Origin of the sequence: Moorena bouillonii PNG (assembly GCF_001942495.1) — a bacterium.
Lineage (GTDB): Bacteria > Cyanobacteriota > Cyanobacteriia > Cyanobacteriales > Coleofasciculaceae > Moorena > Moorena bouillonii.
In genome coordinates, this window is record NZ_MKZS01000001.1 from 6,933,351 (window position 1) to 6,947,637 (window position 14,287).

The following is a 14,287-nucleotide window of genomic DNA, read 5'->3' on the forward strand; positions in this document are numbered from 1 at the left end:
CATCTGCTGTATCCCTTGCTACACAATGGCTATACCCGCTCTGTCCCCCCGTTAGCAATAATACTTACAATAAAACCAGAAACCATTATTTAGAAGTTATTCTCGATGAACTCCTGAAAAATATCCTGCTTTACAACCTCAACTCTGATCAGGAATTAGAAGTGCTGATCAAGGACAATATGGATAGGCTGTTGCTGATCAAAGACCAAAATAATTTTGGTAAAGATGAAGAATTGATCGATCTAGCCCTGAGCCATTCCCGAAGAATTATGAGCAATAAACCTCAGGTAGATGAACTGACCCACGAACTGCTACACCTCCCTACTAAGCAGCTAAACGAAGAACTAGATTACGCCTATAACCTCTACTATTACCAAGCTATTGATACAGCTAATACTTATCGTTTATATGCCTATAGTTGGTTGTTGATTTTGCTGGCTTGGATTGCCTACTTAATTATCAACAATTTGGTAAAAGCCAACCGTCGTACCATCAACATTCTCGAAAGTATTACAGATGCCTTTATTTCCCTAAACGACCAGTGGCAGATTACCTATCTTAATCCCCAAGCTTTCCAAATGCTACAGAGTCAACCCGAACAGCTTCTGAATCAGAATCTGGAGGAGGTGTTTTCCGGAGTCTTTGGCTCCAAGTTCTACCAGGAGTGTCATCGGGCGGTTACTGCACAGGTTGTTGTCACCTTTGAAGAATACTATCCACCGACGAAATGTTGGTTTGACGTGAAAGCTTATCCAAGTATTAATGGTCTTTCAGTGTTCTTTCATGACATTACTGAGCGTAAACAAGCCTCCCGGGTCTTGCAGGAACTTAATGAGGACTTAGAAGCTAGGGTAGAAGAACGTACTGTCCAACTTGCTGAAAGTATGAAAGAAGCCGAAAAAGCGCGGACTAAGTCTGAAGAAGCTAACAAAGCCAAAAGCCAATTTCTTGCCAATATGAGTCATGAACTGCGCACTCCCCTCAATGCCATTCTAGGATTCACCCAATTGATGAACCGTGACTCATCATTGAATCAAGAACATCAGGAATATCTAGCCATCATTAGTCGCAGTGGTGAGCATTTACTGAACTTGATCAACGACATATTAGAAATGTCCAAAATTGAAGCAGGTCAGATCACTGTCAATGAAACTAGCTTTGATCTATATCGTCTGCTGGATAGTCTCGAAGAGATGTTAGGACTGCGAGCCGCATCCAAAGGCTTACAGCTCATTGTTTACCGAGAGCCAGAGCTTCCTCGATATGTTAAAACAGATGAGGGAAAATTGCGTCAAGTTTTAATTAATTTACTGGGAAACGCTATCAAGTTTACTCAAGAAGGCAGTGTCACTTTGCGGGTGGTTCGTAACAAGGAAAAGTTCAAAATTAGCGGGTATGATCAGTTGAAGGTTGACAGGTTGAATGTTGACAGGTTTGATCAGTTGAATGTTGGCAGGTTGAATGTTGACAGGTCTGATCAGTTGAATGTTGACAGGTTGAATGTTGTTCGCGTTTGGCCTTCGGCCACGCTACGCGAACGGCTTTGCCGAAAGCGTGGCCGAAAGGCCAAGATTTTCCCAATAACCAGCAACTGGCAACTCCAACTAACCTTCAACCTAATCACCTTCAACCTGCTAACCTTCAACCTGCTAACCTTCAACCTAATCACCTTCAACCTAATAATCTTCAACCAACTAACCTTCAACCAACTAACCTTCAACCTGCTAACCTTCAACCTACTAATCTTCAACCTAATAATCTTCAACCTAATAACCTTCAACCTGCTAACCTTCAACCTGCTAACCTTCAACCTGCTAACCTACCCTACGGGAACGCCAAGGGCGAACAACCTGCAACCCTTACCGGACAGACAATCACCTTTGAAATAGAAGATACCGGTCCTGGTCTTGATCCAGCTGAGATTGACAGCTTGTTTGAAGCATTTGTCCAAACTGAAATCGGTCGGAAATCTGAGCAAGGAACTGGTTTGGGTTTATCCATTAGCCGACAATTCGTGAAGTTGATGGGAGGGGATATCACCCTTAGTAGTCCTCTAGGTGGAGGAACAATCGTTAGATTTGATATCCAGATTAGTCTGGCTGGAGCAGGTGCAGACATTCAGACACAACACCCAACCCGATCGGTGATTGGATTAGCACCTGACCAACCTAAGTATCGGATCCTGGTAGTTGAAGATAAATGGGAGAGTCGAAAACTACTGGTCAAGCTGCTAGAGCCACTGGGATTCGAGGTTCGTGAAGCCGAGAATGGTAAAGAAGGGGTAGCGCTATGGTCGAGTTGGGAACCCCATCTGATCTGGATGGATATGCGGATGCCAATAATGGATGGCTACGAGGCTACTAAACAGATCAAAGCCCATTTGAAGGGTCAAGCGACCGTTATTATTGCTCTGACTGCCAGTGCCTTTAATGAAGAGCGAGTGCTTATCTTGTCTGCTGGTTGTGACGATTTTGTGCGTAAACCTTTCCAGGAGGAGGAGATTTTTGAAACAATGGCTCGCTATCTCGGAGTACGTTATGTCTATGAAGAAAAAACTTCAGCCACCTCACCTCAAAGGTCAGCAACTGAGGCGCTGACGCGGGAAGCTCTAGCTGTGATGCCTGCTGAGTGGGTTGAACAGCTGTACCAAGCAGCTAACCAAGTTAATAATCAGCGGATTTTCCAGCTAATCGAGCAAATTCCTTCCGAACATGGTCCGGTTGCGATCGCACTGACGGATTTGGTGCGAAATTTTCGTTGCGACAAAATCATTGATTTAACTGAACCAGCTACATCATGACTATTACTCACACTAAGACACCATTAGATATCATTGAAATTAAGACCCCTAAAGGGAACATTTTAGTTGTTGATGATATAGCCGAGAATCTGCACCTTTTGTCTAACACCCTGACCGAGCAGGGGTATGATGTTCGAGGCGTGATTAACGGTTCCATGGCTCTTAGAGTAGCCCACTCAGTATTGCCAGATCTAATTTTGCTGGACATTAAAATGCCAGATATGAATGGTTATGAAGTCTGTCAAAGGCTGAAAGCTTCCGAGTCCACCCGCCATATTCCAGTAATTTTCTTGAGCGCTCTCAATGAAGTGATTGACAAGGTAAAAGCCTTTGAAGTCGGTGGTGTAGACTACATCAGCAAACCCTTCCAGGTTCAAGAGGTTTTAGCTCGTGTAGAAAATCAACTAACCATTCAGAGGTTGCAAAAGCAACTCTGGGCAAAAAATTTAGCCCTCGAAACCACTAATCAGGAGTTAGAACGCTCTAACCGCGAACTAGAACAATTTGCCCATGTTCTTTGCCATGACCTGAACCAACCCCTGCAAAGCATTATCTTGCATACTGATATGCTCGACATCAATTACCAGGACAGGCTCGACATGAAGGGTGAGGGATACATTAGGAAGATTAGAGATTCCAGCCTTCGGATGAAAACGTTTATGCAGGACTTACTCGTTTATGCGAAGGTTGGAGCCGACTCCCAAGAAATCACATCAACCGATTGCAATATTGTGTTGGAGCAAGTTTTAGATAACTTAAAGGCTGCCATATCTGAGAAAAATGCCCTGATTACCCATGATTCTTTACCTACTGTGAATGTTAGTCAAACACAGCTAATCCAGCTATTTCAAAATCTAATCAGCAATGCCATTAAATTCCAAGCACCAGGGACATCCCCCCAAGTCAAGGTTTCAGTAAAGCCCGTAGACAACAGTAGGGATACCGACCATGGGATCTTGCCAGAGGTAGGAAGAGTTTCTAGTATCAATGCAACTGGGTTTGACGAGAATGGGCGCAATAGTTTGGAGCATGGTGCTAACTACTGGCTGTTTGGGGTGCATGACAATGGCATTGGTATGGAACCCGATCAGCGATCGCATATCTTTGAAATATTTCAGCGTCTGCACAGCAATAAAGACTATCCTGGCACTGGTATTGGTCTAGCCACCTGCAAGAAGATTGTGGAAAATCACGGGGGACAGATTGGGGTAGAGTCTGAGCCTGGAGTGGGAAGTACGTTTTACTTTACCCTTCCTGCACAACACTGAACACTAAGCACTGAACACTAAGCACTGAACACTAAGCTTTGCAATCATCTTATTCTTCCAAGGCGAGTAACAAAGGAATTAACATGGCAAGAACCAACTTGGTATAAGCAACCCCCGGAAATTATCAGTATTTAATCCAATATGATACTATAGGAAAAACTTTTTCCTGATGGGTTCAATAGCTTGTAGGAAAAGGTATCGCATTGAAATTTTAAAGCACTCTAATTCCTTTTCTATAAAAGAGATTAGAGTGCTGATTATGGCGTCATGGGTAATCGTTAATTGGACAACCATTACCCATTACCAAAAGCGAGTAAAAATTTTTAGTGGCAGAAATCCGGGAGAATTGAGTTCAGTTTTATCCCATACTATGATTTCTATTTCCTCCACAGTGTTTTCATTGGTTCTTTTTGCTAGTGGAGCTGTGGCCAGTTCCCTCGGTCCAGCCATGCTGATTATCTTATTGAAAAGGCGCACTCATTATTTAGCATTGAACTCTATGATGTTGGCAGGATTAAGTACTGCTATCCTCTGGCGAGTTTTAGGATTTAATAACATCCTATCCGAAGTTTGTCCAGGCTTTATTGTAGCCGTGTTGGTGCATGAGCTGTTAATGAAGAGTGTTTTCAAACCCAAGGGTAATGCTATTGGTGAGGGGTTAAGGAAATAAGGTTTAAATTAGGTGGGTAAATTGTTAATTGAAAATTAACGAACAACCAATTCGTACAAAAGATATAGGAGATAATAATAGTTAAATCTAATCGGGTGTATCTCATTTTTGCCTAATTTTATTCATTGAAATGCACCCAAACCTAATAGAGCTGGCTGCTGAAGTTATGCAAATACAGCGGTTTAAAATTCAGTTAGGTACAAAGTTCTAGGTTTTTAGGGAGCAGGGAGCAGGGAGCAGGGAGCAGGGAAGAGGGAAGTCGGAAGTGGGAAAACAATCCTGTGTACCTGATAGTTATGCAAACCGCCCTAGATCATTTCATTTGGCGATCCCATGAGGTCTGCCTAGTCGAGGGCAGCAGAAGGATAGCATAAAGATAGCAGAACTTAATGAAATTTAACTAGTACAGCACCCAGTGCGAAGATTTAATAATTATTAAAGAAAGAAAATCTTCAAAAACCAGTAAACTAGTCAGAAATAGGGAAATAATACGATGTTTACAAATGCCCTCCCAAAAACAACCCTAGACTTGGAGTATCCGCCCAAAGACCTGTTTGAAGCGATTGAAGACCTCAAGCAAGAATTAAACGCAGTTATTCTGGCTCACTATTACCAAGAGCCAGATATTCAAGATATTGCTGACTACATCGGCGATTCTCTCGGTCTTTCTCAACAAGCGGCGGCTACAGAAGCAGATGTGATCGTCTTTGCTGGGGTTCACTTTATGGCAGAAACTGCCAAAATCCTTAACCCCAATAAATTGGTACTACTCCCAGATTTAAACGCAGGTTGCTCCCTAGCTGACAGTTGCCCTCCCCAAGAATTTGCGGCCTTCAAAGCAGCCCATCCTGACCATCTAGTGGTATCTTACATTAATTGCTCCGCTGGCATTAAAGCGATGAGCGATATCATTTGCACCAGTTCTAACTCAGTTAAGATCGTCAACCAAATTCCGAAAGACCAGCCGATTATTTTTGCTCCAGATAAGAACTTAGGTCGCTATGTCATGGAGCAAACCGGACGGGAGTTAGTCCTGTGGGAGGGGAGTTGTATTGTCCATGAAACCTTTTCTGAGAAAAAGATCGTGGAACTCACAATACAGCATCCTGAAGCGGAGTTTATTGCCCATCCAGAATGCGAACCCCCTCTATTGCGTCATGCCAGTTACATTGGTTCCACAACAGGTTTATTAAAGTATATCCAGCAAAGTTCAACGGAAGAATTTATCGTGGCTACTGAGCCAGGAATTATTCACCAAATGCAAAAGAGGGCACCCCAGAAAAATTTCATCCCTGCTCCAGGTATGGATAGCAATTGTGCCTGTAACGAATGCCCTCACATGCGGCTCAATACTTTGGAGAAGCTGTATCTAGCCATGAAGCAGAAAACACCAGAAATTACTATGCCCGAGGACATCCGAGTAGCCGCCTTGCGACCAATTCAACGGATGTTGGAGTTATCAGTGTAGTGCTGTACTGCCCCTGAGCAGCTTGACACAATTACTTGACAAAAATATCCTTTATAAGTTATATTGGAGCGTTTATAAGCAATTTGTGTTGTTAAAACTAAGAACTGCTTAGGAATTAATCACAGATTAGTGAAATATGACCTATCGTGCAAGAGTTTAAATCATCCCCTGACGAGTCTTTCCCATCTGCCAACACTCCCTCCCAATTTGACATCATAGTGGTGGGCAGTGGTGCGGCTGGGCTATATGCAGCCCTTTGTCTACCTGCTCATTTGCAGGTAGGTTTAATTACCAAAGACACTCTGAAAACAGGCTCTAGCAACTGGGCCCAAGGAGGGATTGCGGCGGCGATTGACCCATCAGATTCCCCAGAGCTTCACCTAGAGGATACCCTGCGAGCGGGTGTTGGTCTTTGCGATCGCGAGGCGGTAACGTTTCTGGTAGAAAATGCCTCTGCTGCCATTGACTCTCTAGTCAAGATGGGGGTAGCCTTTGACCGCAAAGGCAAAAAGCTAGCCATGACCCTAGAAGCAGCTCACTCTCGTCCCCGCGTCCTCCATTCGGCAGACACCACAGGTCGAGCAATTGTAGATACGCTCACTGCCAAAGTTTTAGAGCGTCCCAATATTAAGGTGCTTTCTCACGCAGTGGCTTTGAGTTTATGGCTCAATCCAGCAACTGGTCATTGTCAGGGGATTAGCCTCCTCTATCAAGGTCAGATATCTTGGCTAAAAGCCTCTGCGGTAATCCTAGCCACAGGTGGTGGCGGTCAAGTTTTTGCCCAGACCACTAACCCAGCCGTAAGTACAGGAGATGGAGTAGCACTGGCTTGGCGGGCTGGCGCAATTGTCAGAGATTTGGAGTTTTTCCAATTTCATCCCACAGCTTTAACCAAACCAGGGGCACCTCGCTTTTTGATTACAGAAGCTGTCCGGGGAGAGGGGGCACATTTAGTAGATCACAAAGGCGATCGCTTTGCTTTTAATTACCACCCAGCCGGGGAGTTGGCTCCTAGAGATGTGGTAAGTCGGGCAATTTTTAGTCACTTAGAAAAAACCTCCGGCGATCCTAGCCACGCCCATGTTTATTTAGACTTGCAACCCATTGAGCCAGAGCGAATTCGCTATCGTTTCCCCAATATTATTAACGTATGTCAACATTGGGGCATTGATATCTTAAAGCAGCCCATTCCCGTTGCACCTGCTGCCCATTACTGGATGGGAGGAGTGGCTTGCGATCTGACCAGTTGCACTTCAATTCCAGGGCTATATGCCATTGGCGAAACGGCTAGTACAGGGGTTCATGGTGCCAATCGCTTAGCGAGTAATTCCTTATTGGAATGCTTGGTTTTTGCGGCTCAATTAGCTGAGATTCAAACAGCTCCTAATCCAGTTCTGGCGGAATCCCTACCCTTTATAAAAGAGAAAGGTGACTGGGAAAGGGACATCGAGAAGATAGCCTCAGTAAGGCAAAGTTTGCCCTCCCTGATGTGGCAAAGTGCAGGAATTTGTCGCTCCCAGGAAGTTTTAGAGTCAGCCCTTGCCCAAGTTAATTCTTGGCGCTCTGAATTGGCTGGCTTAGAAGTGAGTCAATACCTGCTTGATTTACTGCCCAACCAAACCGTTAAATTTGAGTCACCATTAGCGGAGCAGCAATTGCGAACGGCTGCAGAAACATTCAATCTCCTGGATATCGCCCATTTAATTCTCAAAAGTGCAGCATTGCGTACTGAAAGTCGGGGCGGACATTACCGCAGGGATTATCCCCAAACTTCACCCAGTTGGCAAGTTCATACCTTAGTACAGGGGGAGCGTTGGTGGAAATCTGCACAACTTTCTCTAATGTTAGAATCCAAGGAAATAGCGGTATAAATAGCACTTATTAAAAAGCACTGATAACAGTGCAAACCTATCCCTCTTCTGTCAAACTGGGTATAACCCTGGCAATTTCTTTGGTTCTGTAACTCTTACACAACAAGGGATTGACCGTAGGTGACCCTACGCGAACGCAACATTATTTCCTAATAATAAATCAAAACTAGGCTAAAATCACTGAATCCTTGTTACCATAATGGTTGTGGCGATCGCTAGCTCCGACAGTGACAGAAGAGAGATAAATTTTATTCTAATGAAAGTTTTATGGGCGAATATATTAATTTATTTACTTCATTTCTAGGTCAGTCTACTCAAACTCCGCAGGCAGTTGCATCACAAGCTACACAGTCTACGCAATATATTGCTATTTTTCCTGTTTTGACTGCTGTGATAGGTATGTTTACTGGACTTATTGCGGCATGGAAAAACCAATCAGATGTGTATAATAATAATCTTAAGCAGTGCAAAGAAGCATTTGATATAAGTTTGAAGAGTTTTGAGAAAAATTTGGATAGTGTAAAAAAATCTTATGAAGCAGAAAAAAGAGCTCTTGAACTGGTATTAAAACAAAAAGAATTTGATATAAAAAATCTCAAAAACAGAATCCAAAGAATGGAGAGTTTTTATGCTATAAACTTTGCAGATATAGACAAAGGAAATACTATCTTAGAAAAGCTTATACTATTACTGAAATATATAGAAAATCGAGTCCGGGATAAGGATGATGGTTTAAGTGCAGAGGTAAAAAAGATGCAAGATTATCTGGAAATTCAATTGGGCTTAGTTGATAGGCAGAAGTTTCGTTTTGAAGCAGTGGATTGGCTAAAAAGCAAATATGATTATTTAGTAACTTCAGCTACAGAATATATCTTGGCTCAGAGAACAGATGCACCTCGTGAGGAAGTTGAAAAGAGTACAAAACAGTATTTAAAACGTTTAACTACAATGCTAAGAGTAGGAAGCGGTACTGAATCTGATCCTTCTTTTATCGAAAAAACAAAGAGTGTATGTAGTCAAGAATATGTGGAAGTACTCATATATATTAGGGACAGACTCATTGGCGTTGGCGGTCAAATAAGCCCTCCTGCTTATGAGGAACTTCAAAATTGTATAGATTTATTGATCGCTATTATAAAATAATAGCAGTATCTTTTGCTGAATAATATTGAAATAAGTTGTTACATTATTTATTAGTGTAATAATAAATAATGTAACATAATAATAATAATAACATATATACCGAATCTAGTATGCCTAAAAACGCGCTTATTGCCCACTAATTATGATTAGTTTATAAAAGTTTTACATAGCCAGTTCGGTAAAGCCACAATAACTAATGTTCTATTCTAGATCATCCCAATATTCAAGAATCTTGCCTTGGATTTTTTTTAGATTTTTTACACAGTGGATAGCTTGAGTTAATTCCTCGAATGGATCTTGTTCTGGTAACTCTCCTTTCTGTTTTTTGTATTCTTTTTGTAATTCATTTTGCTGTAATTCCAAGTACTTTTGAATCTCTGTTAAATAATTTTGTAAGTCTTGTGGTACTGGCATTTAAAATATCTCTCAGATTTAATTTAATATGTTTACTTAGTTACTTTTTCACAATACACAGTCAAATATCAGGATAACTTTCGTAAAGTTTTGATGAAGCAAAAAAGTATTTGTTAAAGTGAGAGTAACGTTGTTGGACTTGGAAAATTAGTAACAAAATAACCAGCCAGTAGGCTTTAAATAAATGCGAAATCTTAATTGATAATTTAACGCTGATTGAATAGAGATGGAGATTATGCAGCTTTAAAGTTTACAGTATCTAAGTCATAATTCCAGAGCCGTTTACTTTCAAAAATCAAGCTGATGCCAGAATACAGAGGGTGAATCTCAAAGTTGTAAATCTATAACTCAGGGAACAGGAGTTGTGTTTTAGCCTTCAATGGTCGTATTTTTGCAAAAGTGAGATGCCCCCGAATACATCCCTGCTCCCTGCTCCCTGCTCCCTGCTCCCTAAAACCCAGAAGTTTGTACCTCACCGAATTGAAAACCGCTGTAGCTTGGTTAATCGATCCAAAAAATAAAATCCTATTGACCCTAATCCCAATACTATTAGCGATCGCTCTTCAGAGCGCGCCAAAGGCGATTAGCCCGAAGGGCTACGCTACGCGATCGCACTGTAAAATTAAGGTGGATGAGGTGTTTAAGGAGATATGCCAGGCAAAGACATTTACCACGACTGTGTCAAAAATGCTCTCATTTTGGTGAGCTGTTGTTAAAAAACAATCGAGTTCGTCTTTTGGTTTTTGATTCTGAAGCGGAGGATATTATTAGATGGACACTTTAGAGCGATACCGGCAGATTATTCAAAAAATTATCTCTGACTACGCACAAATTCCTTATTCTTACGGAGAAATTGAACGAAATAGCGTGTTTGATTCTAATCGCGATCGCTACCTATTAATGATAGTTGGTTGGGAGGGAGTACGTCAAGTTCACGGCTGTATCATTCATGTGGAAATTATCGATGGCAAAATCTGGATTCATCGGGATGGGACAGAGGATGGCATCGCTGGGGAACTCCTAGAAGCAGGCATTCCTAAAGAGCGTATTGTTCTAGGCTTCAAATCACCAGGAGTCAGGAAGCACACAGGGTTTGCAGTTGCCTAAAGTCACCCTGTAATAAGTAATAAGTCAAGAAGAGGCTCTATCTAATTGATATAATTTAGAGTGATCGCTAATTCCCACAACTTTAAAGTAGAGGTCAACAATGGCAGCCAGAGATACCTTCCATGAAGCCGTAAAATCAGCTTTACAGAAGGACGGCTGGTGTATTACTCACGATCCTCTCTACATCAATTTTGCTGAAGTTGAAATTTACATCGATTTGGGTGCCGAAAGACTCATTGCAGCCGAAAAAGATGAAGCAAAAATAGCTGTTGAAATTAAAACCTTTCTCAAGCCTTCGGCAATTTCTGAATTCCATACGGTTTTGGGACAATTCCTTAATTATCGCTTTGCCCTCAAAGCAGAAGAACCAGATAGATTCTTGTATTTAGCTATTCCTCTTGAAATTTACGAGACCTTCTTTGCCCGTCGCTTCGTTCAACTTATTACCCAAGAGTATCAACTAAAATTGATTGTATTCGAGCCAACTAAGGAGGAAATTGTTCAATGGCAAAACTAGAGCAATATCGGCAATTCGTCAAAGAGATTCTAACCGAATACAGCAGCCACAAACCCGCTTATGGTGAGGTAGAAGTGGAATTAATCTTTGATACCGAAAGAGACCGCTACCAGCTTGTCCATGCCGGATGGAGTAATCGTCGCCGTATTTATGGTTCCACAATTCACATTGACCTTAAAGATAATAAGATTTGGATTCAAAATGATGGTACAGAAGTTGGGATTGCCAACGTCTTAGTTGAACGCGGTGTCCCTCACCAAGATATTGTTCTGGCCTATCATGCCCCTTACCTTAGGAAATTTACTGAATTCGCGGTAGGGTAAGAAATCATAACTTAGCTTTTTAAATTGTCGATACCAAGAATAACCAGGAGGTTTTGATGGTAACTTCTTTAACTACTCCCGATGCCACCTTAGCAGCAATTGAAGCCGCCTTACCCATTGACCCTCAGCCCTATACTATTGGCGATCGTCCCACCGGTTTGATCGTTGTGGATGTGCTCAATGGCTTTTGCACTGTTGGTTTTGGTCCTTTGGCTCCAACAGAACCAAATCAGCAAATAGCCACCATGGTATCAGAAAGCGATCGCCTAGCAAAAGCTTTCACCGCCAAAGGTTGGCCAGTCTTAGCTTTTCTAGATACCCACGAACCAGGCAAACCAGAACCTCCCTATCCTCCTCATTGTGAAAAAGGGTCTGGGGAAGAAAAGCTCGTTCCTGAACTGGAATGGCTAGAAACTCATCCCCACGCTACTTTAATTCAAAAAGACTGCATCAATGGTTTTATCGGTTCCATTGATGTAGATACTGGCAACAATAGTTTAATTAGCTGGATAAACCAGCACAAGCTAGAAGCCTTAGTAGTTGTGGGCATCTGCACAGATATTTGTGTAATGGACTTCGTGGTTACGATGGTATCAGCACGCAATCATGATATGGTACCAACATTAAAAGATATTGCCGTCTATACCGAAGGTTGTTCAACCTTCGACCTCTCGGCAGAGATGGCAGCCCAGCAGGGTTTGCCAAAAACAGCCATTCATCCCCAGAAAATTGCTCATCACGTTGGTTTATACACTATGGCAGAGCGTGGAGCGTTCATTGCTTCTACAATTTTGATGTGACCAATCCCAAGTTCAAAACTAAGTAAAACTAACCTTTTTTTAACAGCCTTCATGTCTTTTTATCTTCTTCCTTTTAGCTTCTATGTTACCCCGTAAGTTTAAGTATAAATAACCATGCCCTCACCATTCCCTGGAATGAATCCCTATTTAGAAGATTCAGCCTATTGGTCAAGCGTACATCATTGGCTAATTACGGAAATTGCTCGCTTATTAAACCAACAGTTAGCCCCTAAATATGTAGTTGCGGTAGAAGTGCGAATCTACGAAACTAGTGGAGAAAAGTCCACGCTTATTGGTATTCCTGATAATGTCATTGCTAAAAGCTCTGAAAATACGATCAGATATCCCGAGTCTAATGTAGCTGTTGCAGTTCCTTCTACCGAACCTTTAACGATAGAACTTGCTCTGACAGAAACTATTAAGCAAGGATATCTAGAAGTTAGGAGAGTTGGTACCGGAAAAGTGGTTACGGCTATTGAAATTATTTCTCCTATCAATAAAAATGTAGGAGAAGGTCGGAAAAAATATGAAAACAAACGTCAGCTTATTTTAAATAGTAAAACAAATTTTGTAGAAATAGATTTACTACGTCAAGGTAATTCACTAATTAATTTAAATCAGAATATCGAGCGTGACTATCACATTTTAGTTAGTCCTAGTCATCAACGCCCTCAAGCCTATCTATATGCTTTTAACCTTCAAGATATGATTCCTGTTTTTCCTTTACCTCTATCTCCAGAAGATCCAGAAATGCTTCTAGATTTACAAATGATTTTACATCAAGTTTATGACCAAGGACGCTATGATTTAATGATTGACTACAAACAAAAAAATATTCCTACTTTATCAAAAGCTGATGCAATTTGGGTAGAAAATATTTTAACAAACAAGGATTAAATTAAATTAGTTATTGTAAAAATTGACATCATAACTCGTTAAAATAAAAAAAATAACCAGTTTTTTTGGTAAGAGTTATGGCAATATTACCTCCCCCAATAGTGTTAGACCCTCTACTCCGTCAATGGCTCAAAGAAGATATTGGTAGAGGCGATCGCACCACCCAAGGTTTGTTCACTCAAGAAGCTAGTTCTGGAAACGGACAATGGATCGCTAAGGAAGCAGGTGTAATCGCGGGATTGCCAATTGCGGCGCGGGTGTTCTATTTATTAAATGAAAAGGTCAGCTTTATCCCCCTAGTAGCAGAAGGAGAAAGTTGTCAGCCAAGCCAAGCCATCGCTCGTTTTCACGGACCTTTTGATGCTTTGTTGATGGGAGAGAGGGTAGCTTTAAATCTAACTATGAGTCTGAGTGGCATTGCTACCCTAACCCGTCAGTATGCCGAAAAAATTGCTGATTTGCCCGCCCAGTTGGTGGATACTCGCAAAACTACTCCAGGCTTAAGACTATTGGAAAAATATGCAACTCAAGTGGGAGGAGCCATTAACCATCGCATGGGCTTAGATGATGCGGTGATGATTAAGGATAATCATATTCAAGCGGCTGGGGGAATTGGGGAAGCGATCGCTCGAATTCGTAATACTATTCCCTATCCTATGACCATAGAAGTAGAGACAACAACTCTCGCGGAAGTAGAAGAGGCGATCGCCCACAATGCTGATCTTATCATGTTGGATAATATGCCAGTTGAGCAGATGGAGGTAGCAGTTAAGCTAATTCGTGTAAGCAACAACAACATTAAAATTGAGGCATCGGGTAATGTGACCTTAAAGACGATTCGTGCAGTGGCCGAAACAGGAGTAGATTACATCTCCAGCAGTGCTCCCATTACTCGCTCTAGTTGGTTGGATTTAAGTATGAGATTGGGGAGTTGAGATAAACAATAAATTGAAACGGGCAAGATGCCCGTTCCACCAAGATGCCCGTTCCACCAAGATGCCCGTTCCAC

14 protein-coding genes and 1 pseudogene are annotated in these 14,287 nt (G+C 41.8%); 14 read left to right on the forward strand and 1 reads right to left on the reverse strand.

Annotated elements, in window-relative coordinates; translation table 11 throughout:
- The 7 genes and pseudogenes from BJP37_RS42945 to BJP37_RS28155 form a co-directional block, all read left to right on the forward strand.
- Positions 1 to 1,889 (forward strand): sensor histidine kinase (locus BJP37_RS42945; RefSeq protein WP_229415470.1); only part of this gene is annotated, 1,889 nt, incomplete at its 5' end.
- Positions 1,871 to 2,800, forward strand: a pseudogene (locus tag BJP37_RS35005) (ATP-binding response regulator); the annotation flags it as partial. The gene BJP37_RS42945 and the pseudogene BJP37_RS35005, both read left to right, overlap by 19 nt.
- Positions 2,797 to 4,068, forward strand: a complete 1,272-nt coding sequence (locus BJP37_RS28135; RefSeq protein WP_075903779.1) for a response regulator — start codon at positions 2,797 to 2,799, stop codon at positions 4,066 to 4,068. The pseudogene BJP37_RS35005 and the gene BJP37_RS28135, both read left to right, overlap by 4 nt.
- Before the next feature lie 259 nt (positions 4,069 to 4,327).
- Positions 4,328 to 4,738 (forward strand): hypothetical protein, encoded by a 411-nt coding sequence (locus BJP37_RS28140; RefSeq protein WP_143727840.1) that lies wholly within the window; start codon positions 4,328 to 4,330, stop codon positions 4,736 to 4,738.
- Positions 4,739 to 5,231: 493 nt separating this feature from the next.
- The gene (nadA, locus tag BJP37_RS28145; protein ID WP_075903783.1) at positions 5,232 to 6,206 is read left to right on the forward strand and encodes a quinolinate synthase NadA; all 975 of its coding nucleotides are present in this window, start codon (positions 5,232 to 5,234) and stop codon (positions 6,204 to 6,206) included.
- A 146-nt stretch (positions 6,207 to 6,352) separates the two neighbouring features.
- Positions 6,353 to 8,077, forward strand: a complete 1,725-nt coding sequence (nadB, locus tag BJP37_RS28150; protein ID WP_075903785.1) for an L-aspartate oxidase — start codon at positions 6,353 to 6,355, stop codon at positions 8,075 to 8,077.
- Positions 8,078 to 8,344: 267 nt separating this feature from the next.
- A complete protein-coding gene (locus BJP37_RS28155) occupies positions 8,345 to 9,220 on the forward strand; it encodes a hypothetical protein (protein ID WP_075903787.1) in 876 nt (291 codons plus the stop codon).
- Positions 9,221 to 9,421: 201 nt separating this feature from the next.
- Here BJP37_RS28155 and BJP37_RS28160 read toward each other — a convergent pair whose 3' ends face one another.
- Positions 9,422 to 9,634: a hypothetical protein gene (locus tag BJP37_RS28160; protein WP_075903789.1), complete on the reverse strand. Its 213-nt coding sequence runs from the start codon at positions 9,632 to 9,634 to the stop codon at positions 9,422 to 9,424.
- A gap of 399 nt (positions 9,635 to 10,033) precedes the next feature.
- Between BJP37_RS28160 and BJP37_RS37675 the strand changes: the two genes are divergently transcribed.
- From BJP37_RS37675 to nadC, 7 genes are all read left to right on the forward strand, one after another.
- Positions 10,034 to 10,339 (forward strand): hypothetical protein, encoded by a 306-nt coding sequence (locus BJP37_RS37675; RefSeq protein WP_143727841.1) that lies wholly within the window; start codon positions 10,034 to 10,036, stop codon positions 10,337 to 10,339.
- A gap of 66 nt (positions 10,340 to 10,405) precedes the next feature.
- A complete protein-coding gene (locus BJP37_RS28165; protein WP_075903791.1) occupies positions 10,406 to 10,741 on the forward strand; it encodes a XisI protein in 336 nt (111 codons plus the stop codon).
- Between the two features lie 100 nt (positions 10,742 to 10,841).
- Positions 10,842 to 11,258 (forward strand): XisH family protein, encoded by a 417-nt coding sequence (locus BJP37_RS28170; protein WP_075903793.1) that lies wholly within the window; start codon positions 10,842 to 10,844, stop codon positions 11,256 to 11,258.
- Positions 11,246 to 11,581: a XisI protein gene (locus tag BJP37_RS28175; RefSeq protein ID WP_075903795.1), complete on the forward strand. Its 336-nt coding sequence runs from the start codon at positions 11,246 to 11,248 to the stop codon at positions 11,579 to 11,581. Before BJP37_RS28170 ends, BJP37_RS28175 begins: the two co-directional genes overlap by 13 nt.
- A 56-nt stretch (positions 11,582 to 11,637) precedes the next feature.
- Positions 11,638 to 12,381, forward strand: a complete 744-nt coding sequence (locus BJP37_RS28180; protein ID WP_075903797.1) for an isochorismatase family protein — start codon at positions 11,638 to 11,640, stop codon at positions 12,379 to 12,381.
- 114 nt (positions 12,382 to 12,495) lie between these two features.
- Positions 12,496 to 13,278, forward strand: coding sequence for a DUF4058 family protein (locus tag BJP37_RS28185; RefSeq protein WP_075903799.1), 783 nt, complete (start codon positions 12,496 to 12,498; stop codon positions 13,276 to 13,278).
- Between the two features lie 77 nt (positions 13,279 to 13,355).
- Entirely contained in the window at positions 13,356 to 14,213 is an 858-nt protein-coding gene (gene nadC / locus BJP37_RS28190; RefSeq protein ID WP_075903801.1) for a carboxylating nicotinate-nucleotide diphosphorylase, read from the forward strand.
- Positions 14,214 to 14,287 lie beyond the last annotated feature (74 nt).